The 22,335-nt window shown below is 70.8% G+C and carries 20 protein-coding genes and 1 riboswitch; of the genes, 10 read left to right on the top strand and 10 right to left on the bottom strand.

Annotated elements, in window-relative coordinates; genetic code table 11:
- Positions 1-47 precede the first annotated feature (47 nt).
- Positions 48-2,273, bottom strand: a complete 2,226-nt coding sequence (locus tag ACWD38_RS02225) for a terpene synthase family protein (RefSeq protein ID WP_450123154.1) — start codon at positions 2,271-2,273, stop codon at positions 48-50.
- 280 nt (positions 2,274-2,553) lie between these two features.
- Positions 2,554-2,850, bottom strand: a complete 297-nt coding sequence (locus ACWD38_RS02220) for a hypothetical protein (protein WP_221315779.1) — start codon at positions 2,848-2,850, stop codon at positions 2,554-2,556.
- A gap of 785 nt (positions 2,851-3,635) precedes the next feature.
- On the opposite strand from ACWD38_RS02220, the gene ACWD38_RS02215 reads away from it, so the two are divergent.
- The 8 genes from ACWD38_RS02215 (at position 3,636) to ACWD38_RS02180 (ending at position 13,091) form a co-directional block, all read left to right on the top strand.
- Entirely contained in the window at positions 3,636-5,042 is a 1,407-nt protein-coding gene (locus ACWD38_RS02215; RefSeq protein WP_450123153.1) for a class I SAM-dependent methyltransferase, read from the top strand.
- A 306-nt stretch (positions 5,043-5,348) separates the two neighbouring features.
- Positions 5,349-5,517: riboswitch (cobalamin riboswitch) on the top strand.
- 150 nt (positions 5,518-5,667) lie between these two features.
- Positions 5,668-6,510 (top strand): Rossmann-like domain-containing protein, encoded by an 843-nt coding sequence (locus ACWD38_RS02210; protein WP_450123152.1) that lies wholly within the window; start codon positions 5,668-5,670, stop codon positions 6,508-6,510.
- On the top strand, positions 6,507-7,610 hold the full coding sequence (locus ACWD38_RS02205) for a PLP-dependent cysteine synthase family protein (RefSeq protein WP_450123151.1): 1,104 nt from the start codon (positions 6,507-6,509) through the stop codon (positions 7,608-7,610). Before ACWD38_RS02210 ends, ACWD38_RS02205 begins: the two co-directional genes overlap by 4 nt.
- A complete protein-coding gene (locus ACWD38_RS02200; RefSeq protein ID WP_184478850.1) occupies positions 7,607-8,872 on the top strand; it encodes an MFS transporter in 1,266 nt (421 codons plus the stop codon). Before ACWD38_RS02205 ends, ACWD38_RS02200 begins: the two co-directional genes overlap by 4 nt.
- Before the next feature lie 66 nt (positions 8,873-8,938).
- Positions 8,939-10,333, top strand: a complete 1,395-nt coding sequence (locus ACWD38_RS02195; RefSeq protein ID WP_450123150.1) for a selenium-binding protein SBP56-related protein — start codon at positions 8,939-8,941, stop codon at positions 10,331-10,333.
- A 175-nt stretch (positions 10,334-10,508) separates the two neighbouring features.
- Positions 10,509-11,153 (top strand): GOLPH3/VPS74 family protein, encoded by a 645-nt coding sequence (locus ACWD38_RS02190; RefSeq protein WP_184478852.1) that lies wholly within the window; start codon positions 10,509-10,511, stop codon positions 11,151-11,153.
- 97 nt (positions 11,154-11,250) lie between these two features.
- A complete protein-coding gene (locus ACWD38_RS02185) occupies positions 11,251-12,180 on the top strand; it encodes a hypothetical protein (protein ID WP_450123149.1) in 930 nt (309 codons plus the stop codon).
- Complete coding sequence (locus ACWD38_RS02180) at positions 12,177-13,091, top strand: hypothetical protein (protein ID WP_450123148.1); 915 nt, start codon at positions 12,177-12,179, stop codon at positions 13,089-13,091. Before ACWD38_RS02185 ends, ACWD38_RS02180 begins: the two co-directional genes overlap by 4 nt.
- A 334-nt stretch (positions 13,092-13,425) precedes the next feature.
- Here the strand turns inward: ACWD38_RS02180 and ACWD38_RS02175 are convergent, their stop codons facing one another.
- From ACWD38_RS02175 to ACWD38_RS02160, 4 genes are all read right to left on the bottom strand, one after another.
- Positions 13,426-14,193 (bottom strand): WXG100 family type VII secretion target, encoded by a 768-nt coding sequence (locus ACWD38_RS02175; protein ID WP_450123147.1) that lies wholly within the window; start codon positions 14,191-14,193, stop codon positions 13,426-13,428.
- A gap of 4 nt (positions 14,194-14,197) precedes the next feature.
- Positions 14,198-14,530 carry a hypothetical protein gene (locus ACWD38_RS02170; protein WP_450123146.1) on the bottom strand — a complete coding sequence of 111 codons (333 nt, stop codon included), beginning with the start codon at positions 14,528-14,530 and terminating at the stop codon, positions 14,198-14,200.
- Positions 14,527-14,838: a YbaB/EbfC family nucleoid-associated protein gene (locus ACWD38_RS02165; RefSeq protein WP_450123145.1), complete on the bottom strand. Its 312-nt coding sequence runs from the start codon at positions 14,836-14,838 to the stop codon at positions 14,527-14,529. The genes ACWD38_RS02170 and ACWD38_RS02165 overlap by 4 nt, the downstream gene beginning before the upstream one ends.
- Positions 14,839-14,933: 95 nt before the next feature.
- Positions 14,934-15,296: a hypothetical protein gene (locus tag ACWD38_RS02160; RefSeq protein ID WP_450123144.1), complete on the bottom strand. Its 363-nt coding sequence runs from the start codon at positions 15,294-15,296 to the stop codon at positions 14,934-14,936.
- A 325-nt stretch (positions 15,297-15,621) separates the two neighbouring features.
- Between ACWD38_RS02160 and ACWD38_RS02155 the strand changes: the two genes are divergently transcribed.
- Positions 15,622-16,461, top strand: coding sequence for a patatin-like phospholipase family protein (locus tag ACWD38_RS02155; protein WP_184478853.1), 840 nt, complete (start codon positions 15,622-15,624; stop codon positions 16,459-16,461).
- Between the two features lie 230 nt (positions 16,462-16,691).
- Entirely contained in the window at positions 16,692-18,521 is a 1,830-nt protein-coding gene (asnB, locus tag ACWD38_RS02150) for an asparagine synthase (glutamine-hydrolyzing) (RefSeq protein WP_450123143.1), read from the top strand.
- A gap of 56 nt (positions 18,522-18,577) precedes the next feature.
- Here the strand turns inward: asnB and ACWD38_RS02145 are convergent, their stop codons facing one another.
- The 4 genes from ACWD38_RS02145 to ACWD38_RS02130 form a co-directional block, all read right to left on the bottom strand.
- A complete protein-coding gene (locus ACWD38_RS02145; protein ID WP_450123142.1) occupies positions 18,578-19,207 on the bottom strand; it encodes a hypothetical protein in 630 nt (209 codons plus the stop codon).
- The gene (locus tag ACWD38_RS02140) at positions 19,186-20,295 is read right to left on the bottom strand and encodes a polymorphic toxin type 44 domain-containing protein (RefSeq protein ID WP_450123141.1); all 1,110 of its coding nucleotides are present in this window, start codon (positions 20,293-20,295) and stop codon (positions 19,186-19,188) included. The genes ACWD38_RS02145 and ACWD38_RS02140 overlap by 22 nt, the downstream gene beginning before the upstream one ends.
- Positions 20,296-20,305: 10 nt before the next feature.
- Positions 20,306-20,677 carry a hypothetical protein gene (locus ACWD38_RS02135; RefSeq protein WP_450123140.1) on the bottom strand — a complete coding sequence of 124 codons (372 nt, stop codon included), beginning with the start codon at positions 20,675-20,677 and terminating at the stop codon, positions 20,306-20,308.
- A gap of 192 nt (positions 20,678-20,869) precedes the next feature.
- The gene (locus ACWD38_RS02130; RefSeq protein ID WP_450123139.1) at positions 20,870-22,321 is read right to left on the bottom strand and encodes a flavin-containing monooxygenase; all 1,452 of its coding nucleotides are present in this window, start codon (positions 22,319-22,321) and stop codon (positions 20,870-20,872) included.
- Positions 22,322-22,335: the final 14 nt, after the last annotated feature.

The following is a 22,335-nucleotide window of genomic DNA, read 5'->3' as shown; positions in this document are numbered from 1 at the left end:
TCAGGCCGGGCGCGGCGACCAGCACCGCGCCCGGTCGAACAGGGTTCCTACGCCCGGCTCAGCGTCGTGGCGATGCGCGCCGCCGAGGTGCCCAGGCCGGTCGGTCCGCCGAGCACCGCCGCCGCCACGATCGGAGCCGCCGCGGGCTGGTGGCGCAGCACGGACTCCTCGTAGCGGTGGCAGCCGTCGTGCCACACGAGGATGCCGGAGAGCCAGTTCCGCAGTTCCTCCACGTAGCCGAGCAGCACCTCGCGGGCACCGGCGTCGAGGTCGAACTGCTCGAACAGGGCGGGCAGCTCCTCGGCGACGACGTGCTGGAACTGGCTCATCCGCGCGTTCATCAGGTCCACCACGACGGCGACGGCGCGGTCCTTGTCGCAGTCCAGGAAGTTCTGCACCACGAGGATGCAGTTGTGCAGCTCGCCTTCGAACTCGATCTCCTTCTGGTACGAGAACACGTCGTTGAGCAGGCAGGCGTAGTCGGCGGCCGAGTTCTCGATGGAGCGCAGCGTGCGAGTCCGGTAGATCTCCGGCGGAACCGCGTTGCCGTGCGAGAGGCGGCACAGGCTCATCGTCAGGTCCGAACCGAAGGTGCGCCGCCGCATCTCGATGTAGTCCACCGGGTCCGGGATCCGGTTCTGCACCTGGTTGCCGAGCTCCCACAACCAGCTGTCGATCATCACTTCGATGGTGCGGCGGAAGGTGCGGCGCGCGTCGACGCCCATCGGCGCGGTGGTGCGCTGCCACAGGTCGGCCAACGACACCTCCAGCGCGTTCGCCGGCGCCGGTGTCGGCTCGTCCTCGACCGGCATGAACAGCGGCAGCCGTTCCGTGCACACCTTGGCGGCCGCGACATCACCGGTGCGGCCGAACATCACCGGGTAGAAGTCGTCCCCGTAAGTGCCCCACGCCAACCAGCCCGTGCTCAAGTCCAGCTGCTCGGCGGCGGCGTCCGGGTGGATGCCCGCGGCGCACAGCGCCAAGTCGAAGTCGCGGATCAGCCGCTCGTTCCAGACGACACCGTCGAGAATCCCCACGCGGTGCGCCCATTCCACGACGTTCTCGCGGGCCCGCTCCAGGTGCGGGCTGGACTTCGCGGTGAACGGCATGTGCATGTCCTGGCGGGGCACCGGGCCGACCCGCCGGTACGGCTCGTGGCGGAACGAGCGGGCCCGCTGCGGTGCGGTGCGCAGCACCGACGTCGCGATCTGCGCGGCGGAGGTGCCCAGGCCCGTCGGTCCGCTCAAGCCGTTCGCGGGCACGGGTTCGTCGCGCGTCCCGCCGTTCATGTACCTGCTGGACCGCATGTGCCACTCGTGCCCGCCGGACTGCCAGTCCTGCAGGCCCTTGACGTAGGCGAACACCCCGGCGCGCGAAAGCGGGTCCACCTGGTGCTCCTCGAACAGCGCGGGCACCTCGGTGAGCGCGGTGTGCTCGAACTGGTGCAGGCGGGAGGTCAGCAGGTCGTTGACGGCTTCGGCGGCCTCCTGCGTGGTGCAGTCGAGGAACCGCTCGAAGACCAGCACCCCGTTGGAGAGCTCACCTTCGTCGAGCACTTCGCGCTCGTAGGAGAACAGGTCGTTGCGCAGGTGCACCGCGTCGGAGAAGGTGTCGCGCAGCACCTCCATCGGCCGGGACGCGGCGATGCCCGCGGGCACTTCGGCGTTCACCGCGTGCTCCACCAGGTTCGCCGACCACGGCGCTCCGCCGACCTTGCGGCGCATCTCCACGTATTCGATCGGGTTGGACAGCCGGTTGCGGTTGATGTTGTGCAGTTCCCACAGCGACTCGTCGAGCAGGTGGCGGGTGTTCTCGGCGAACCGCCGCCGCCAGTCCTCGGAGCGCGCGGGCACGGTGCGGTTCCACAGGTCGGCGAGCCCGCCTTCGACCGGGTTGCGCGGGGTTTCGGTGATCTCGCCGTCGATCGGCATGAACAGCGTCAGCCGGTCCAGGTGCTCCTGTGCGGCGGCCATGTCGTGGCTGCGCTTGTAGAGCTCCAGGAAGTGGTCGTCGAAGTAGAAGACCCACACGTACCAGTCGGTCACCAGGTCCAGTTCGGGGCCGGGCGCGTCCGGGTGGGTGTAGGCGCACAGCAGCGCGTAGTCGTGCGAGTCGAAGTCCTGCTCGTCCCAGATCGGGACGCCCTGCTGCGGGACGTCGATCATGTCCTGCTCGTAGGCCCATTCCTTGGTGTGTCGACGGGCGCGTTGCAGGTGCTGGTTCAGCCTCGCCGGATGAGCCACGTAGAACTCGGGCAGCTGGAACGGTTGCACGTGCGCACCTGTCCTAACTCCGCCGGTCCGGCGGGGATCGTTCCGCTCGGGCCCGCGATCCGCGGCGGATCGTCCTGACGGCCCAGCGGGGGATGGTCTCGATGGAGCAGGCAACCAGAGTTCGCGGCGGCGGCCAAGATCGCGAACACAGGTGCACTCGATCGAGAGGCACGGCTGCTCGCCCGGCCCAGCGCTCCCTTCGGAGCGTGTCCTGAACCGGACCACCGCTGGGCCGATCGGGTGGCACCGCACGCCTGCGTCGCTGTTTCGAGGTGTCGTGTCAGCGGTCGAGGTTCTGGGGGCCGCCGGACTCGGGGGAGGCGGCGCGGGCGAGGAGGACGGCGAGCTCGCTCAAGGTGTGGTCGTAGACGCCCCACAGGTCGAGGTCGATGCGGTGGCGGCTGCGCAGTTCCAGTTCGAGCTCGGTGATCTCGGCGGGGTCCAGTTCGAGGTGGTCGCGGATGCGGTCCTCCGGGTGGCGCGCCGTCGAGCCGAAGCAGAGGTCGCCGAGGATCGCCTGGGCGCGTTGGATCTCGCTGCTCAGGTCCGCGCCGTCCCCGCGGCCGGCGCCGGTCATCGGACGGCCGCCCGTCGCGCGTTCCGCGTCGACGGCTCGGGTAACCGTTCGCGCATCGTGATCGCTCCCAATCTGTCCACAGTGGAATTGCGGGGAAGTGCTCCGGAGCGACGACGGGCGAGCCTGCCCGCGCAGGAGGCCGCTGAGGTGGATTCCGGAGCGGATGTCGCGCGGTGGCGGCGAATGCCGGCCGCGTCCCGTTGATCGGCTCGGATCCGGGAGAGCACCTGCCGGGAGATCGGGCGTCGGAGGTGCGCGGCCGAGCGTGTCAGCGACGGTCCGCTCCTGACAAGGAAGATCCGGCACCACAACCCGTTGGTGGCGGGCACGTCCCGCCGGTCTCGCGTGGACTCCGATCCGAGTTCGACCGTCCGTGATCGAGTCCGCGCTCGCGATCACTCAACGCGGGGACGCAGGAAAACGCTTTCGGTGGTCGTCGTGGCGGGACCCGCTCGTCCATGATGGATTCATCGCGGTCTTCCCGGACCGGCGTCCGCTGCGGATCGCCGGGCACCGGGTGCTTCCCGTTCGGACGAGGAAGTCCGGGCGTCCCACCGGCGCTGTGCGAATCTCCGCCGGCCGCGATTCGGCGCAACGACGCGCCTGCCGCCGCGATCCCGTCTCGGACTCCGCGGACCTGCCAGTGCCCCGCGCTCGCCGACGTCCTCCAGCGGGACCTGCTTCTCCAGCGGGACCGAGTTCCCCGGTCACCCCGAATTCGACTGCGCCGAGCCGGATTCGCCCGGCACGGCCGGTCCCGGTGCAACAGCGAAGGAGTCGAGCAGATGCGTGCTCAAGAGCAACCGGGCCTCCCGCGGGTCACAGCCCAGCCGGACCCGGCGCCGGATACGGCGAGGTGGGGAGGACTGCGCGCCGCGCTCGTGCACCACGACCCGCAGGTGTCCGACGTCGCCTTCGCCCGGCTCGCCCGCGAGCTGCTCGACCCGGCGGCGGCCGGCCCGGCCGACCTGGTCGGCCCGGTCGAGGTCCTCACCGGCTCCCCGCACCCCAACCGGGCGCGGGTGGCGCTGCTGCTGGGCGTGCTGCTCGGCGACGACGAGAGCAGTTCGTACCTGCCGGGACAGATCAAGGGCGTGCTCGGCGACCGGCTCAACGCGTCGCTGCGGCTGCTGGAGCGGGCCGACACCGAGCCGTGCCTGCGCACCGCGCTGCTGCACCTGCTGATGCACCTGCCGGAGCAGCGCGACCGGATCTCGCCGGTGCTGCCGGCGGATCTGGACGAGCACGACGCCGCCCGGCTCCGCCGTTGCTTGACCGTCCCCGACTTCACCGATCCGAGCTGTGCGGCGGGAATCGGCCGGGCCTGGCCGTCCCCGGCGCACTGGGGGAGCCTCGCGCCGATCACCGGTCCGGTCCGAGCCGGTGCGGAGCTCGCCGAGCTGTGGGACGCCGAGACCGCCGCGCTGCGCGCCTACCAGGGCGCGCGCGCCGAGCACGAGATCCACCACGCGTTCGGCTGGCCGGAGCTGCCGGAACCGCCGGAACCCGTCACGCCCGCGTCCGGCGCCTACCGGCGGCTGCTGGAGCAGGAGTCGACGGCGGGCCAGCGCATCGAATTGCTGCGCGCGGAGTCGGGCGCGGTACCGGGCGGGAACTGGGACCGGTCGGTCACGGCGTGGGACGAGGACGCCTACCTGCGGCGGAACCTGCGCCCGGCGCCGGGGCCGGTGCTGGACGTGGCCTGCGGCACCGGGCGCTGGACGCGGGTGCTGGCCGAGCAGGTCGGCCCGGACCGGGTGCTCGGCCTGGACTCGGCGGCGCCGTTGCTGGAGGTGGCGCGCGCGGCGGTCCCGGGCGTGCTGTTCACCGAGGGCGACGCGCGGGCGCTGCCGTTCCCGGACGCCTTCCTCGGCGCGGTGAACTGCTCCGACGCGCTGCACCTGCTGCCCGAGCCGCAGCGGGTGATCGCGGAAGTGGCGCGCTGCCTGCATCCGGCGGGCACCTTCACGGCGACCACCTACCGGCCGGGGACGCGCGCGTTCCAGCGCTACTTCCAGCGCTGCCACGAGCGGGTGTTCGGGCTGCGGTCGTTCGAACCGGAGACGATCGCCGAGGCGTTCGGGTCGGTCGGATTGGACGTGGTGGATTCCAGCGGGCCCGGCTCCTTCCTGTACCTCACCGCCCGCCGCCGGGCCGTCGGACGCGGCGGAATGGGAGCGGTGGCGGTCTGATCCGCGCTCCGGCGGAATTTCGCCCGGTTTTTTCCAGAATTGCCGGGAACCAATCCGGCCGACTATCCGACGGTCTCGGGCGCCTCGTTCCGCGGAGGCTCGGCCGAACGTCGCGCACGGCCCTTGCCGGAACACCGCGCGAGCATCCGCTCCGATGTTCCGGCAAGGGTCATCGACGTCATAGTTCTTTCGGCGGCGCCGGTTTTCCGGCGCTCATACCTGCGCGGACGCAGTTTCCGCGTGTCGTCGCTGCTGCGTTCCGACGTCCGGCGCACTTGACATTCCTCAGCGGGACTGCGAACTTTTCACCCGTTCAAGCGACGGTGTTCAGGAAGCCGGTGTGACTCCGGCGCGGTCCCGCCACTGTGAGTGGGGAGCCCGCCTCCACCCGTGCCACTGCCCGACAGGGTGGGAAGGCCGGAGGCCAGGGTTCTGATCCACGAGCCAGGACACTGGCATCGTCGTACCGATTCGTACGGGGTCGCGGAGCTCCGGAGGAGGTACGTGGTGCTGCGCATCGACGCATCGCGCCCGACGGGCGCAACTTTCCCCTCGGACCCTTGTGGTCTCCCCCGGGCGTAGCCCGCCTTCGATCGTCGCTGACCGGACCGGCTTCGGGAGACACGTGCGTCCTGTTCCTGCCACCACTGATCAGTCCTATTCGGACTCGTTGATCGAGTCCGCTCTGGCCGGCGCGTTCTGCGGCGCCGACGGGGGAACACCGCAGCAGACCACGGCCGCGGTGGCGTTCCTGACCGTGCAGGCCGCCCGGCACACCGGTCGCGGCACCGGCTACGTCAACACCGTGCTCAGCGTGCGGGTCGGCCCGGCCGTCGGTTCCTGCGCCGTGGAACCCGGCGCGCTCGACGAGCACGCGGTGCGCGACACCGTCGGGCGCAGCGTCGCCGAACTGCTGGCGCACCCGCTGCGCCCGGTCCGGGTGGCCGCGCTGGACGCCTACCTCACCGCGACCACTCCGCACGGCGCGCACCCGCTGGCCCGCCAGGTACGGGTCCCGGCGGGGGATTCGCTGGCGAAGTCGATGGCGCGGGCCCGCGCGGTGGCCGCGATCACCCGGGCCCCCGAGGGCGGCCGGGTGGCGGTGATCGGCGTGGTGAACTCGCTGCTCGCCGCGTTGCGGGAGCGCGGGCTGACCTGCGTTCCGTGCGACCTCAAGGGTGGCCGGACCGAGTGGGACGAGCCGATCCTGACCGACCACGCGGCCGCGATCGAGGGCGCCGACGCGGTGCTGGCCTCGGGAATGGTGCTCGGCAACGGCACGTTCGACGAGATCGCCGCGGCCTGCGCGGCGCGCGACCTGCCGCTGACCCTGTTCGCCCAGACCGGGGCCGCGGTGCTGCGGGAACTGCTCGGCGGCCCGGTGCAGGCGCTATCGGCGGAGCCGTACCCGTTCTTCTGGCTCTCCGGCGAGGAGACCACGATCCACACCTACGAGGCGCCGCGATGACCGGTCGGGCACCGGCCCGGTCCGAGTCGCCGCTGGACCTGATAGGCAACACCCCGCTGCTGCGCGTCACCACCCCGATCGCCTTCGAGCACCCGGGTTTCTGGGCGAAGCTGGAGGGCGTGGCGCCCGGCGGGATGAAGGCCAGGGCGGCGCACGCGATGCTGGCGGGCGCGCGCGAGCGCGGCGAGCTGCGCCCCGGCGGCACGGTCGTCGAATCCACCAGCGGCACCTTGGGGATCGGGCTGGCGTGCGTCGGGGCGGCCTGGGGGCATCCGGTGGTCGTCGTCGCCGACGACGAGCTCGACGACATGACCCGCGCCCTGCTCACCGCGTACGGCGTGCGGGTGGAGCTGGTGCGGTCGCCGCACCCGGTGGGCGGTTGGCAGCGCGCCCGGCTGGAGCGGGTGCGGGAGCTGATGGCGACGCTGCCCGACCCGTACTGGCCGGACCAGTACAACAACCCGGACAACGTCACCGGGTACCACGGGCTGGGCCGCGAACTGCTCGACCAGCTCGACGACGTCGAGGTCGTGGTGTGCAGCGTCGGCACCGGCGGTCACAGCGCCGGGATCGCGCAGGTGCTGCGCGAGCACCGTCCGGAGGCCCGCCTGGTCGGGGTCGACGCGGCGGGCTCCACGGTGTTCGGCGATCCGGCGGTGAAGCGCCTGATGCGCGGTCTGGGCAGCAGCATCCACCCGGGCAACGTGGACTACGCGGCGTTCGACGAAGTGCACTGGGTCGGGGCGGCGGAGGCCGTCGCGGGCTGCCGGCGGCTGGCTGCGGGGTCGTTCGCCACCGGTGGGTGGAGCACCGGCGCGGTCGCGCTGGTCGCGTCCTGGTGCGCGCGCGGACTGGGCTCCGACCGGGTGGCCGCCGTGTTCCCCGACGGGCCGCACCGGTACTGGCGGACGATCTACGACGCGGACTTCCACACCGCCCAGAACCTGCCCGATCCGGTCACCGAACCATCCGAAACGGACGGAATTCCGTCCGAAGTGGACAGCAAGACGAGTTGGAGGAGGTCGCGCAAGGTGGTCGATCCCTGCGCCCATCGCACCGCCGGTTCGGCGGGCTGCCCGGTCTGCGAGGTGCGGGAATGAACCGCGCCGCGTTCGCCAGGCTGTCCCCGGCCGCGAAGCTGCTGGTGATCAACCAGTTCGGCATCAACGTCGGCTTCTACATGCTGATGCCGTTCCTGGCCGCGTACATGAGCGGGAACCTCGGCTACGGCGCCGCCGTGGTCGGCCTGGTGCTCGGTGTCCGGAACCTGAGCCAGCAGGGCATGTTCCTGCTCGGCGGGACCGCCGCGGACCGGCTCGGCTGCCGCCCGATGATCATCGCGGGCTGCGCGTTGCGGGTGGTGTCGTTCGGCTTGTTCGCCGTGTTCACCTCGCTGCCGGGCCTGTTCGCCGCGGCGATCCTCACCGGGCTGGCCGGTGCGCTGTTCAACCCGGCGGTGCGCACCTACCTGATGCACGAGGCGGGGGAGCGGCGAGCCGAGGTGTTCGCCGTGTTCAACGTCTTCCAGCACGCGGGCACGCTGGTCGGGCCGCTGCTCGGCGCGGCCCTGCTGGCGGTGGACTTCCGCGTCATCGCGCTGGTGGCGTGCGTGGCGTTCGCGGTGCTCACCGCCGCGCAGCTGCTGGTGCTGCCGCACCGGGAGGTCGAGCCGCAGCAGCAGAGCGTGCTGGGCAGCTGGCGGGAAGTGGTGCTCAACCGCCGCTTCCTCGGCTTCACGCTGTCGTTGTCGGCGTACTTCGCGCTCTACAACCAGCTCTACCTGACGTTGCCGCTGGAGGCGCAGCGCGTGTCCGGCGCGGCGTGGTCGATCGCGGTGGTGTTCGGGGTGTCCACCGCGATCGGCGTGTTCGGCCAGGTCCGCATCACCGAGTGGTGCCGCCGGCGGTGGAGCTCCGGGCGGTCGATCGTGCTGGGCCTGTGCTGCATGGGCGGTTCGTTCGTGCCGCTGATGCTGGCGGCCCCGGTGCTGCCGGAGCGCCTCCCGGTGGCGGGCGCGCTCGGCACGGCGCTGGCGTTCGTGCCCGTGGTGATCGCGATCGTGCTGTTCACCGTCGGGCAGGCCATGACGAACCCGTTCGCGATGGAGCTGTTGCCCGAGATCGGCAGCGAACGGCTCGCGGGCACCTACTACGGCTTCTACTACCTGGTCTCCAGCCTGGTGGCGGCCGGGGTGAGCTGGCTGGCGGGTGCCCTGCTGGACGCGTTCGCCGAGCCGGGCGTGCGGTGGTTGCCGTGGCTGGCGCTGCTGCTGGTCGGCTTGGCGGGAGCCGGGGGCACCGCGCTCATGGAACGGCGCGGAGCGCTCGGCCGGGCGCGCCAGGAGCAGCCCACGACCGCGTGACGCGCTGGCGACCTCCCGTGCGGCGGTGTATCCCGTGGGCACCAGCCGACCACGGGAGGTCCCGGCATGACCGATCCGACGTTCTACCGCAGCCCCGCCGACGCGATCGCGGCGCCGCGCGAGGAAGTGGCCTACGTGGCGGCTTTCGACCGTTCCGCGAGCCGCCCGGACGCGATGGCGGTGCTCGACGTGAACCCGTCCTCGCCCGAGTACGGCCGGGTCGTGGGCTGGACCGAGATGCCCGGCACCGGTGACGAGTTGCACCACTTCGGGTGGAACGCGTGCAGCAGCGCGCTCCAGCACGAGGGCCACGACATGGCGGGGCTGGCGCGCCGCTACCTGATCGTGCCGGGCCTGCGCTCCTCGCGGTTGCACGTGCTCGACACCGTCCCGGACCCGAGGGCGCCGCGCCTGGTCAAGACGATCACGGCGGCGGAGCTCTCCGCGAAGGCCGGGTACTCCCGCCCGCACACGCTGCACTGCGGTCCGGACGGCGTGTTCCTCACCTGCCTCGGCGGCCGGGACGGCGCCGACGGGCCGGGCGGCATCGCGCTGCTGGACCACGACTCGTTCGACGTGCTGCGGGCGTGGGAGACCGATCGGGGTCCGCAGCGCCTCGCCTACGACGCCTGGTGGCACCTCAACCGCAACACCCTGATCAGCAGCGAGTGGGCAGCGCCGTCGCTCATCGAGGACGGTCTGGTGCCGGAGCGGCTGCTGGCCCACGAGTACGGCCACGCCCTGCACTTCTGGGACCTCGCGGCCGGCGCGCACCGGCAGCGCGTGGACCTGGGCGAGCAGCACCAGATGGTGCTGGAGCTGCGCCCGTCGCACGACCCGGAAGCGACCTGGGGCTTCGCCGGAGTGGTGGTCTCCACCGAGGACCTGTCGGCGTCGGTGTGGCGCTGGCACCTCGACGGCGAGAAGTGGCGGGCGGACAAGGTGATCACGGTGCCCGCCGCGCCCGCCGACCCGGACGCGCTGCCCCCGGCGTTGCGCCCGTTCGGCGCGGTACCACCGCTGATCACCGACATCGACCTGTCCGTCGACGACCGGTTCCTGTACGTGTCCTGCTGGGGGACCGGCGAGCTCAAGCAGTTCGACGTCACCGATCCCGCGTCCCCGCGCGAAACCGGTTCCGTCCGGCTCGGTGGCATCACCGCCCACCACGAGCACCCGGCCGCGCCCGGCGAACCGCTCTCCGGCGGACCGCAGATGGTGGAGGTCAGCCGCGACGGCCGCCGGGTGTACGTGACGAACTCCCTCTACGGCGCCTGGGACGACCAGTTCTACCCGGACGGCGTGGGCGCCTGGATGGCCAAGCTCGACGCCGACCCGGCGGGCGGGCTCGCCGTCGACGCCGGTTTCTTCCCGCACGGCGCGGATTTCCGCGGTCTCCGCACCCACCAGGTCCGCCTCCAAGGCGGCGACGCCTCGTCGGACTCCTACTGCTACCGGTGAGCGCCGCCGGGCACGGGGCGACGCGGGGACGGCGACCTCCCCAGCGTCGGCGCATGACTTGAGCCACTTCCGCGGATCTTGTTCCGGATCGGATTTGACCATGCCGCGTCGGCACGGTTTTGACTGACCTCGTCCACGCCGGGGAACCGCCCCGGCCGAGTCGCGAGGGAACGCCATGAACCTGCCGCTGCCGCACGAGATGTACCTGCTCTGCTACGACGTGGAGAAGGGCCGGATCGAATCCAGCAGCGCCCTGGTGCGCGGTCAGCTCGTGCGCGCCGCCGCTGTGGCCGACCTGGCCCTCGCCGGATGGTTCCGGGACGAGGCGGGCAAAGCCGCCCGTACCAGCACCGAAACCCCGGATGATCCGTTCCTCGCGGAGGTCCTGGACCACGTGTCCCCGGATCGGCCGCGCCGGTGGTTCACCGTCGTGGACCACAGCTGGCACACGGCGGAAGCGACCATGCGAGACCTGCTCGCCGCCACCGGCGTCATCACTGCCGACCGCCGCCGGGCGCTGGGCCTGTTCCCGGTCCACGACATCGCCCTGCCCGACCCCGAGCGGGTCCGCCTCCTGCAAGGGCGGGTGCGCGACGCGGTGCTGGGCGGCCACGACCCGGCCGGGATCGCGATCGAGGACGCGGTGCTCGCCACGTTCGCCCTGCAAGGAGACGTGCGCACCGCGTTCAGTCCGAAGGAGCGCCGCGCGCACCGCGACGTGGTCCGGTCCCTGGCCGATCGCGTCGACTCCGACCTCCCCGGCCTGCGCAAGGCGCTTGACTACTCCATCGCGGCCCGCCGCGCGGGCGCGACGAGCTGAGCGAGTATCGACCACCGCCGAGTACCTGCGTGCGGGACGCCGCGGTCGCTAGCATTCCGGTTGCGGGCAGGCTCCGATCAAGGCGGAAGGATCCCGGTTGGTCACGAACACCGATGCCGAGGGGGAACCGCCGCGCGCCACCACGGCCGCCGAATTCGTGCACGCGCTCCGGGTGTTGCGCTCGTCGTCGGGCCTGACCTACCGGCAGCTGGAGGCGCGGGCGCGCGCGAACGGCGACGTGCTGCCCTACAGCACGCTGGCCTCCGCGCTGCGCCGGGACACCTTGCCGCGCCGGGACGTCACCGCCATGTTCGTCCGCGCGTGCGGCGCGTCGGTCCAGGAGGTCGAACGGTGGCTGGCCGACCAGGACCGGTTGGCCGCCGACCCGTCGCCCGCGGCGCGATCCGACGTCGTTTCCCCGCCGCGGATCGAAGTCGCTCCAGCCCGCGTCGAGCCGCCCGCAACGGCGACCGCCGATCCCGTTCCGTTCGCCAGGCCGGAACGGCTCCGCCGATTCCGGCCGATCAACGCGGTCGCGATGGCGGCGGGTTGCGCGGGACTGGCGGGTTTCGCGATCTTCGGCCCGGACCTCGTGCGACCGCCCAACGTGCACTGGTACTCGATCCGCACGACTTGGGGGACCTGCCTGGACTTCACGGCCAAGGACCAGCGGGGCAATCCGCTGGTCGCCGAACGTCCCTGCAAGTCCGACCCGCGCCCTGACCAGCGCTTCGCCTGGGAGCAACTGGGACCGGAAACCTACCGGATCAAGATCTACAACCCGGAGACCAACGGCAGCACCTGGTGCATCGACATCGGTGAACGGGAACAGCTGCGCCCGCAGGCCTGCACCGACAGCAGCCGGACCCAGCTGTTCCGGCTGGAAGCCGCGGACGGCCGGTGGCGCATCAGGCCGCAGACAGGCGGATGCTTCACCGTGCTGGCGGCGAACGGCGCGCAGCGCGAGGTCAGGGAAGCCGAGTGCGCCGAATCCGTCGAGCAGACCTTCAGCCTGGTTCCGGCATGATCAGCGGGCGTCCGGCGAAGCGCCGTCGAACGGTGAGCGCCCGCGCGGCGCCGTGGCCGCAGCAGTGGGCGGGGTTTCCGGATTGGAGACCGTGGTTGCTCGTCTCGGCTTCGGCGGTGCTCGCCCTGGTGTCCTTCGCGGTGGCGCTGCACCACGCCGTCGAGGGCTGGCCCGCGGGCACCCGGTACGTCGCGATGTTCGGACTGCTGTTCACCGAGCTGGCGGGAATGGGCGTGCTCGCGCGATTGCGGATGCGGAAGTCCGGGGGCGGCGCGCTGCGGTTGACGGCGACCGACGAGGCTGCGATGGCCGTCGAGTTGCCCTATTCCAGGGTCCAGTTCGCCGGGTTCGTGCTGGTGGCGCTGACCGCGGCGGCGCCGACGGTGTTCGGGTTCGTCGGAGCGTTGGAGAAGGACCGCCCGCTGATCGGCAGAGCCGTCGTGCTCGCCGTCGCCGCCGTGGTCCTGCTGTCGTTGCCCGCCAGCATGCTCCGGGGGAGCTTCGCGGCGGGCACCGTGCGACTGACTCCGTCGGGCGTGCACCACCGCGGTTGGACCCACGATGGCTTCCTCCCGTGGACGAGCATCGCCGAAGTCCGGGCCGTGCCCGGCGACGGACCGGAGATCTGGGTGCTCGCGACCGCCGACGCGCGCTGGTCCCGGCGCCAGATCGCCCGGCTGTGGAAGGAGGACCGACTGCCGCGTTCCCCGATGCTGCGCATCCCCGGGCGCGACCTGGCGGGTGATCCCGCGCTGCTCTACGCGCTGCTGCGGCACTACCACCGGAATCCGGCGGCACGAGCCGAGATCGGCACCGAGCGGAGCCTCCGCGACGCGCGGACCGGAGCATTCCTCGCCGGAACCGGCAGCGCCGACGAGGAAGCCGGGGAGGGGCCGGTGCGCTCCCCCTGACGCGCCCCGGCCCCGCCCCCTTGTCCGGCGCCGGGGTGCTAGCCGGGACGCCAGCCCTGCCACCTCTTGTTCCGGGCCCCGGTACCGGAATCTTCCAGCCACGACGAGGTCTCGTAGTCGTCGTCCGGTGCGGCACGACCCGACGCGCGAGCGCGTCGGCGTTGCTCGTTCGGCGCGGACGGCTCCGGACGCCGCTGGTCCTGCGGCGCGGCCGAAGCAGCGGCAGGTGTGCTGCGCGCACGCACCCAGCGGGGCGGTGCCGCGGGTGCTCGACGTACCGGGCCGGGGTCCGCTTCGGGCCGGATCCGGAGCCATCCTCCCCGGACGGGGCCCGTCATCGCTGCACCCACTGGTCCGGGCGGGCCACGGTGTCCTCCTCGAAGCCGGAGACGACCGGCTCCTCGGGAGTGCCGTCAGCAACGACGATGCCGAATTCCTTCTCCTCGTCGAGGCCGAGCGGGCTGATCTTCGACCCGTCCGGTGCCGTCAACTCGGCCAGGCTCCCGAGGTCCTCCTCGGCGTTGTCGACCTTCGCGATCGTGTTGGCCACCTGGACCAACCCCGCGTTGACCCCGCCGACCAAGAGGCTCATCCAATCCGTGATGGCGTTGAACGAGGCCATCTCGCCTTCCCGCCACAATGCCTGGACGGCGACCCCGCCGGTTCCCGGTAGCGGAATCGGAGAAGCCATCATGATGTTGGAGATCCCCACGGCCGCTTCCATGACCTGCTCGTGGACATCACCGATGATGGTCTTCAGGTGAGCGGCGACCTCGGACACGACCGAAGCCTGCGAGTCGATCCGGGTCAGCACGTCGTCCATACCGCTCGACACCAGGTCGTGGTAGGTCGCGAAGCTGTCGGCCGCCGCCCCTTCCCAGTCCCGCCGCACGCCCGTGAGGATCTTCGCGAACGACTCCTCGACGTCCGCCAGCTCGGCGTGCGCTTCGGTGAAGGCCTCGTCGGTGCCCTGGATCGCCGCGTAGTCGATGTCGAAGGCTTCGAGGTCCTCGTTCGGGTCGCTCAGCCCGCACAACGCGAAGTACGGCTTGAGCTCGTCGATGACCAGCGTCATCTCGGCCACCTCGATGTTCCTGGCCATCTGATCATCCCCCTTCGAGGCTGCCGAGCCGGCCGGCGTTGTCGTTGTCGACTCCCGCTTCGGTGTCGGCGACGTCCGCCAGCCCGTCACCGATCTCCTTCAGCGCAGCGCGCAGCTGGCCGACCTCGTCCTTCCGCAACTCGACCTGCTTCAGCAGTGCGGTGCGGACCTTGCCGGCTTCCGCCGACTCTCCCCACGGACCCGCGGACGTGCCCGCCAGGTCGGTTGCCACGGAATCGAGGCGGCCGTTCACCGAAGCCAACGAGTCGCGCAGATCGGTCGCCTTCTTGGCGAAACCGCGCAACGCCTCCACGTTCGACTTCTTCCCGCCGGTCATGTTCCCGTTCCTCCTCGGATGTGCCGGATCAACTCCGCCCGGCGCTGGGCGCCCTCGCTCGTGGCGTTGCGCTGGGCGTCATTGGTCGCGCGCACGAACGCGTGCGCGAGCGTCCCCAGGTCGGCGTGATCGGCCGCGCTCTGGTTGATCGCGACCTCGACGATGACCCCGTCCGCGTCGACGGTGACCTCCACCAGCGCGCCGCCGTCGCGCCCGGCGAAGGTGCGACCGGCGAGCTCTTCCCGAAGCCGGTCACCGGCCGATCGTGCGCGCTTGAGCGTGTTGAGCTGCTGCGGTGTCAGTTCCACGTGAACCTGCTCCCATCTCGTTCGAGCTCCGGCCGTCGCCGGGCACCCCCATGCCCGGCGCCGACCGCGTGGCGCACCACGTCGGGTGCGGTGGACTAGGCGGTGGTCGTTTCCGTCGGGGAGCAGTCGAACGTGGTGTTGTACCTGTCCAGCAGGCACACCTCGAATTCGATCTTCGAACCTTCGCGCAGGTTCATGTCGTGATCGACCCTCGTCCGCGCTCCCTTGCGGTTGGTGAACTCGCCCGCCGTGCCGATGTCGTAGCGGTAGTAGTGCACGTACACGCCGAACCCGTCCGCGAAGGTGTCCTCGGCGTACAGGTGGTCGCCGTTCTTGGCGAATTCGGCGTGGCCATGGCAATTGCCGTCGGACGTGCACGCCATGTTCAGCGCCTGCGCGGGCGGCACCAGCAGCAGGCCGGCCGCGAGCGCGATGACCGGAACGAGCAGTTTTCGCATGCGATCCTCCTCGGAAATGTCGTGCTGGGAAAAGGCGCGGGTCGTCCGCGGCGTCGATCGGTGGATGCGGTCGCGGACGTTCTCCGCCGCTGCCACGACCATGCAAGCGCAGCTTCTCCAGGTGTTCCAGATCCAGCGCTGTTCGGGACTGTGCCGCACGGCTCGAACAACGCTGAACAGGCGAAACGGTGCCCCAGTTTGGGAAACTCGCACGCGCGGAACTCCGATGCCCGCCCGGCGCCCGGCGGTATTCGCCTCGCCGGGCTCGTTTTCCGGACCACGACGTCGTTCCGACCGATCCCGAGCGGCCGGTTAGATTCGGGGGATGGACGATGGTGGACGAGGTCTTGTTCTCGGTGGTGGCGGGGTCACGGGCATCGCGTGGGAGACGGGTCTGCTGCGGGGGCTCGCCGAGCTCGGCGTGGACCTGTCCGCGGCCGGTCTCGTCGTCGGCACCTCGGCGGGTTCCGTCGTCGCGGCGCAGATCACCAGCGGTATCGGACTCGACGAACTCTTCCAGGACCAGCTGCGCGAGGCCTCCGGCGAGATCGCGGCCCGGATGAGTCCGGCGGCGCTGGCGCGCTTCGCGGCCGCCGCCGCGTGGCCCGGTGATCGCCGGCGCGCTCGGGCCTGGCTCGGGCGAGCGGCGCTGCGCGCCGAGACCGTGCCCGAATCCGAACGCCGAGCCGTCATCGAGCAGCGGCTGCCGCACCACGACTGGCCGCGGCAGCGGTTGTGCATCCCGGCCGTCGACGCGGAAACGGGACGCGTCCGGGTCTTCGAGAACGACGGCGGCGTGGCACTGGTCGACGCCGTCGCCGCCAGCTGCGCGGTGCCGCTGGTGTGGCCGCCGGTGACCATCGACGGGCGCCGCTACGTCGACGGCGGGGTGCGCTCGGTGACCAACGCGGATCTCGCGGCGCACTGCGAGCGGGTCGTGGTCATCGCCCCCACCACAGCGGCCGGGCGCCGCGCGGATCGGCCCGCGGCGCAGGTGGCGGCGCTCGGTGGCGCGGTGCGGTCGGTGGTCGTGAGCCCCGGCCCGGCGGCGAAGCAGGCCATGGGCCGCAACCCCCTCGACCCCGCACGACGACGGGCCGCCGCGCTCGCCGGGCGAGCTCAGGCTCCCGAGGTCGCCGACCAGGTGCGCGCCGCGTGGACGTGACGGCGACAGGGAAGGTCACTTGTCGTAATCGCGGCTTTGATGTGCGAAGTGGCCGCGCCGTCCCGTTCATCCAGTTCACGGGGTTGCGCAACACGCGCTCAATACCCGCAATCTGTGCGTGACGTCACACTGCGTCACGCTATCGCTCTATCGTTGATCAACAACCCGGGGAATAGCGTGCTGGTGCCTAGTTAGTTTGGGTAGCTATCTACATGGGTTGAGGTGGTCGTATGTGTGGCATCACCGGTTGGGTCTCCTACGCACGTGATCTCGGCACGCGGGACGGCGTGCTGCGGGACATGACGGAGATGATGGCCTGCCGCGGACCGGACGCCGCCGGTACGTGGATCGCTCCGCACGCCGCGCTGGGGCACCGGCGGCTCGCCGTCATCGACCTTCCCGGCGGCGCCCAGCCGATGAAGGTCGACACCCCGGACGGCGCGGTCGCGATGGTGTACTCGGGGGAGGTGTACAACTTCACCGAACTGCGCGACGAACTGCGCAGGCGCGGGCACCGGTTCGACACCGACTCCGACACCGAGGTCGTGCTGCGCGGCTACCTGGAATGGGGCGAGCGCCTCGCCGACGAGCTCAACGGCATGTACGCCTTCGCGATCTGGGACGAGCGCACCGAGAAGCTCGTCATGATCCGCGACCGCATGGGCATCAAGCCCTTCTACTACTACGAGACCGACGACGGCGTGCTGTTCGGCTCCGAGCCGAAGGCGATCCTGGCGAACCCGGCCGTCGAGCCCGTGATCGGCCTCGACGGGATGCGCGAGATCTTCTCGTTCGCCAAGACGCCCGGTTTCGCCGCGTGGGAGGGGATGCGGGAGCTCAAGCCCGGTCACCTGGCGATCGTGGACCGCAACGGGCTGCGCGAACGCTGCTACTGGCAGCTGGAGGTCGGCGAGCACACCGATGATCGCGCGACCACCGTCGGGCGCGTCCGCGAACTGCTCGACGACATCATCGCCCGCCAGCTGGTCGCCGACGTGCCGCGCTGCACGCTGCTGTCCGGCGGGCTCGACTCCTCGGCCATGACCGCCATCGCGGCGCTGCAACTGGCCGAGCAGGGCGAGAACGTGCGCAGCTTCGCCGTGGACTTCCCCAACCAGGCGGAGAACTTCCGGGCCATTGACGTGGCCCCCACCCAGGACACTCCGTTCGTGAAGGCCGTCGCGGAGCACGTCAAGAGCGACCACGAGAACATCGTGCTCGACGGTGCCGCGTTGTCCGACCCGGCGGTGCGCGGTGCGGCCGTCGGCGCGCGGGACCTCCCGATCGGCCTCGGCGACCGGGACAACTCGCTGTACCTGCTGTTCAAGGCCATCCGCGAGCAGTCCACGGTGGCGCTCTCCGGCGAGTCCGCCGACGAGATCTTCGGCGGCTACCCGTGGTTCCACGACGAGCGGCAGCGCACGGCCGACACGTTCCCGTGGCTCGTCGACTCCCCGCTGAACCCCGGCGGGCTGCTCGACGACGGGCTGACCCGGCAGCTCGACCTGGGCGCCTACATCGGTGACAACTACTCGGCCGCGTTGAACGCGGCTCCCCTCAAGGACGGGGAGACCGGGCTGGAGAAGCGGATGCGCCAGGTCAGCTACATGCACCTGACCCGCATGGTGCAGACGCTCCTGGACCGCAAGGACCGGATGAGCATGGCCGTCGGGTTGGAGGTCCGGGTGCCGTTCTGCGATCACCGGCTGGTGCAGTACGTGTTCAACACGCCGTGGTCGCTCAAGACCTACGACGGCAGGGAGAAGAGCCTCCTGCGCGGCGCCACCCGCGACACCTTGCCCGACGAGGTGGCGGACCGGAAGAAGAGCGGCTACCCGGGCAGCTTCGACCCGAACTACCTCGCGGCCATCCAGTCCCAGGCCGCCGAGCTGATCTCGTCGAACCACCGGGTGCTCGACTTCTACGACAAGGGCCAGCTCAGGGCCGCCACCGAGGCCGACGGGAAGACGATCGCCAACGAGCAGCGCAACGCCATCGAGCGGGTGCTCGACATCGCCACCTGGCTCGACCAGCGCAACCCGACGATCAAGCTCGCCTGACGGGCCTCAGCGGTTTTCTCCGCTCTGGCGGGGAAAACCGCTGCGGAACGCCGTCGTCACCGGCCGGCGGTCGTCGTGGTGAACGTCCGGTCCGCCTCGGCGAGGATTCGCTCCAGCCGCGCTCCGGTGCGGTTCGGCGTGGTTCCGTCGTCGAGCGGGTCGGCCGTCACCGACACGATGTACTGGCCGTACCGGATCCACGCGTACCAGCGCGTGCATTCCTCAGGACGCCCGTCGAAGCGGGCGCAGTAGAACCGCGCCTCGTCCGCTTCCGGCGGCACCGGTGCCGGGACCTCGGTGATGCGGTCGTACTTCTCCGCGTACCGGTCGCTCGGATCCCCGAGCCGGAACGTCAGCCACGCCCAGGTGGGGGAGGCGAAGCGGTGCGCGGTCTCGTCGAACCCCGGCTCGTGGCCGTCGGCCGCCGAGTCCTTCCAGACGCGGGTCCAGCGGTCCCGCAATCCCGTCATCGACGGTGCGGCGGGCGCGAAGTCGGCGGATCGCCGCCACTGGCCGGGAGCGCCGGGTTCGGCGGGCAGCAGTTCCGCCGCGGCGCGGGTCTCCCGCCACTGCCCGGCGAACGGCAGATGCCAGCCCGCGACCGCGATCAGGAGCAGCACCACCACCGCGCCCGCGACCAGGGCGAAACGGCGGCGCCGCGCCGTCAGTACTCCCGAGGTTTCCATTCCTGCACCTGTTCGACGTTCTGCGCTTCCATCTCGTCGATGGTCTTCATGACCTCGGTGTGGAACTGCTCCGGCGTGAGGTCGTCGCCGTACTTCTCGTAGATCTCGATCCCGGCGCGCATGGTGAGCTGATCGCCTTGGTCGTCTTCGCCGACGCCCTCACCGATCGACGCGCCCTCGATCAAGGTCTCCGCGTCGATCCCAGCGGCTCGGCCGACGTAACCGTAGTGGATGTTGGACCAGATGTCGTAGCTCGCGGAGCGGTCCTCACCGGGGACCTTGAACTGGAACTCCTCCTTCGCGTCGAGCCCGAACTTGTCCTCCAGCAGGGGTTTGTGGTCCCACTCGGCGCCGGGGCGGACCTGGTTCGCCCACATGGCCAGGGCGGCGATGGTCTCCCCGGCGGGGTCGCGGCCGAACTCCCACCACTCCTTCGGCCGGAGCAGGTCCTTGATCATCGCGACGGTGTCCGAGCCGCTGTTGCGCATCATCTCGTCGTAGATGTACTTCTCCGATTCGCGGAACCGCGCTTCGCTCTCCGCCGCTTCCGCTGCGGCCAGCGTCGATTGCTCCGGGGCGTTGAAGTCGTGCTTCTCGTCGACGTTGGACTTCAAGGCGAACGCCGCGTTCTCGTCGGCCTCGGTGGCCGAGACCAGGGCGCGTTCGATCTCCTTTTCGACCTCATCGATCTGGTCGCGATACGCGACATCCGCACCGGGTCCTGCCGATTTCGGGCGGACTTCGCCCTTGTCGTTGACGACGAGGTCCTTCGCGGGTGCGTCGACGTCGGCGATCTCGACGAGTCGGTCGCGCGCCTTCGCGATCGCTTCGTGCGCTTCGCGGAGGATGTCGCGGATGCCGGTCGCCTCGGCGGTCGCGTCGCCGAACTCCCTCGCCGTCTCGTCGGCGAACCCGATCGCCACCCGTGCGTCGTCACCCTGCCACCCGGCGGTCTGCACCGGCTTCAGCACCGTTTCGTGAATGTCGTCGTCGAGGGTCTTGAGCTTGCCGATCAGGTCGGTCCAGTCGGACACGCAGCCCGCGAGCGCGTCGAGCGGGGCGTGGCGGACGTCGTCGTAGCTGAGCAACTGCCGCTCCTCACTCGAAGTGCTTCGCGATCTCGGCCATCGTCATCTCGTTCTCGGCTTCGACGGCCTCGTGACCCCGCGCCGTCGCGTGCAGTTCGGCGTCGAGCTTGTCGCAGGCGAGCACCAGCGTGTCGACCTGGGAACGCCAGGTCTCCGTCGCGTTCGTCAGCGCCCGGCCGAGCACGAAGTTCTCCCGGGACAGCGCCGCGCCCGCCGAGGCCCCGCTCGTCTCGACGCCCTCGCGCGCGCCGTCGAGCCGGTCCCGGATGTCGGCCGCCGCGTCACCGCAGGCCTTGAGCACGGCGGTGTTCACCTGCAGCACGTCGCCGTCGTCATCCGGCGAGTCGTCGCCGGGATTGAGCTGTTGCCTGATGCCGCCCACCGCATCCGTCCCCTCCACCGCGTCCGCGCTTCCGCGCCGTCCGACCGGACGGGGAGCGGGGCGGATCTGCTAGGACGCTAGACAGTGGCGGGGAAGTCGCGGAGCGGTTCGGTGCGAATGTGCCCGATCGGATCAATGGGACATCCGATCCGAATCGCGATCCGGTTCGACGGCATCGGCTCCCGAACCGGCTCAGCCGACGGGTTCGTAGTCGGACGGCCGGAAATCGGCCGTGCGCCTGCGGTATTCGACGCCGGTGCCGGGCCAGTTGGTGCTGATCCGGCCGCTGGCGTCGCAGTACCAGCTGGCGCACTTCGTCCAGACGCCGTCGACGAGCCGGCCCTGCACCTCGGCGTCGAACGCCGCCGCCACCTCCGGGCGGACGGCGATCGGACTTCCCACCCGGGCGCTGTGCAGGATCGCGCTCGTGAGGTGCTTCGCCTGCTGCTCCAGCATGAAGACGATGGAACCCGCGCCCACGTTGGTGTTCGGCCCGTACATCACGTAGAGGTTCGGGAAGTGGGGAACCGAGATGCCGAGGTAGGCGCGGGACCCGGTTCTGGACCACTCCTCGCGCAGATCGCGACCGCCGGCACCGGCGACCCGCAGCGGTGCGAGGAAGTCCGACGCGGTGAAGCCGGTGCCGTAGATGATGACGTCGACCTCGTGGAACTCGCCGGAGCCGTCCCGGACGCCTCCGGCGTGGATCGACTCGATGCCGGTGTCGACCACCGCGACGTTGGATTCTCCCAATGCCGGCAGGTAATCGTTGGAGAACAGGATGCGCTTGCACCCGACGGGATACTGCGGCCACACCTTCTCGAACAGGGCCGGGTCGGGGACCTGCTTGCGCATGTGGCGGCGGCTGAACGCGGTGAGGATGCGGGACAGGACCCGGGAGTAGAGGAAGGAGACGGCGATCGTTTCGCCGACGGCCCACCACGCGGCACGTCTGACGCGCAGCAGGCCGGGCAGCGCGCCGAGCACCCGGCGACGCCAGGAGCCGAACTCGGTGTCCGGGCGCGGCACGATGTAGGGCGGACTGCGCTGGAACAGCGTGAGGTGCGCGACTTCGGGCTGTATCTCGGGGATGAACTGGACCGCGCTGGCGCCGGAACCGATGACGGCCACCCGCTTGCCGTCGAGGTCGACGTCGTGGTCCCACTGCGCGGAGTGGAACGAGGCGCCCTGGAACGTCTCGCGTCCGGGGATGTCCGGCCACGAGGGGCGCGACAGGAGTCCGACCGCCGATACGAGGGCGTCGACCTCCACCACTCCGCCCTGGCCGGTGCTGATGCGCCACTTGCGGGTGGCTTCGTCGTATTCGGCGGCCGTCACCTCCGTCCCGAAGCGGATGTACCGGTGCAGGTCGTACTTGTCCGCGACCTCCCGCAGGTACTGGAGGATCGCCGGTTGGCGGGAGTACCGCCGCGGCCAGTTCGGGTTGAGCTCGAACGAGTAGGAGTAGAAGGGCGACGGCACGTCGCAGGCCGCGCCCGGATACGTGTTCTCCCGCCACACGCCCCCGACGTCCTGGCCGCGTTCGAAGATCACCAGGTCGTCGATCCCCGCGCGGGTGAGTTCGATCGCCGCGCCGAGGCCACCGAACCCGGTTCCGATCACGGCGACTGACGGTTGCCTCATCGCAACTCCTCAGT

The organism is Saccharopolyspora sp. NPDC002578 (assembly GCF_053592695.1).
This window is presented reverse-complemented; position numbering and strand designations above follow the sequence as displayed.

Coding starts and splice junctions, on each gene's coding strand:
- ACWD38_RS02200 (WP_184478850.1), top strand. CDS start 7,607: ATGAACCGCGCCGCGTTCGCCAGGCTGTCCCCGGCCGCGAAGCTGCTG.
- ACWD38_RS02190 (WP_184478852.1), top strand. CDS start 10,509: ATGAACCTGCCGCTGCCGCACGAGATGTACCTGCTCTGCTACGACGTG.
- ACWD38_RS02195 (WP_450123150.1), top strand. CDS start 8,939: ATGACCGATCCGACGTTCTACCGCAGCCCCGCCGACGCGATCGCGGCG.
- ACWD38_RS02170 (WP_450123146.1), bottom strand. CDS start 14,530: ATGACCGGCGGGAAGAAGTCGAACGTGGAGGCGTTGCGCGGTTTCGCC.
- ACWD38_RS02175 (WP_450123147.1), bottom strand. CDS start 14,193: ATGGCCAGGAACATCGAGGTGGCCGAGATGACGCTGGTCATCGACGAG.
- ACWD38_RS02160 (WP_450123144.1), bottom strand. CDS start 15,296: ATGCGAAAACTGCTCGTTCCGGTCATCGCGCTCGCGGCCGGCCTGCTG.
- ACWD38_RS02180 (WP_450123148.1), top strand. CDS start 12,177: ATGATCAGCGGGCGTCCGGCGAAGCGCCGTCGAACGGTGAGCGCCCGC.
- ACWD38_RS02145 (WP_450123142.1), bottom strand. CDS start 19,207: ATGGAAACCTCGGGAGTACTGACGGCGCGGCGCCGCCGTTTCGCCCTG.
- ACWD38_RS02220 (WP_221315779.1), bottom strand. CDS start 2,850: ATGACCGGCGCCGGCCGCGGGGACGGCGCGGACCTGAGCAGCGAGATC.
- ACWD38_RS02155 (WP_184478853.1), top strand. CDS start 15,622: ATGGACGATGGTGGACGAGGTCTTGTTCTCGGTGGTGGCGGGGTCACG.
- ACWD38_RS02130 (WP_450123139.1), bottom strand. CDS start 22,321: ATGAGGCAACCGTCAGTCGCCGTGATCGGAACCGGGTTCGGTGGCCTC.
- asnB (WP_450123143.1), top strand. CDS start 16,692: ATGTGTGGCATCACCGGTTGGGTCTCCTACGCACGTGATCTCGGCACG.
- ACWD38_RS02205 (WP_450123151.1), top strand. CDS start 6,507: ATGACCGGTCGGGCACCGGCCCGGTCCGAGTCGCCGCTGGACCTGATA.
- ACWD38_RS02215 (WP_450123153.1), top strand. CDS start 3,636: ATGCGTGCTCAAGAGCAACCGGGCCTCCCGCGGGTCACAGCCCAGCCG.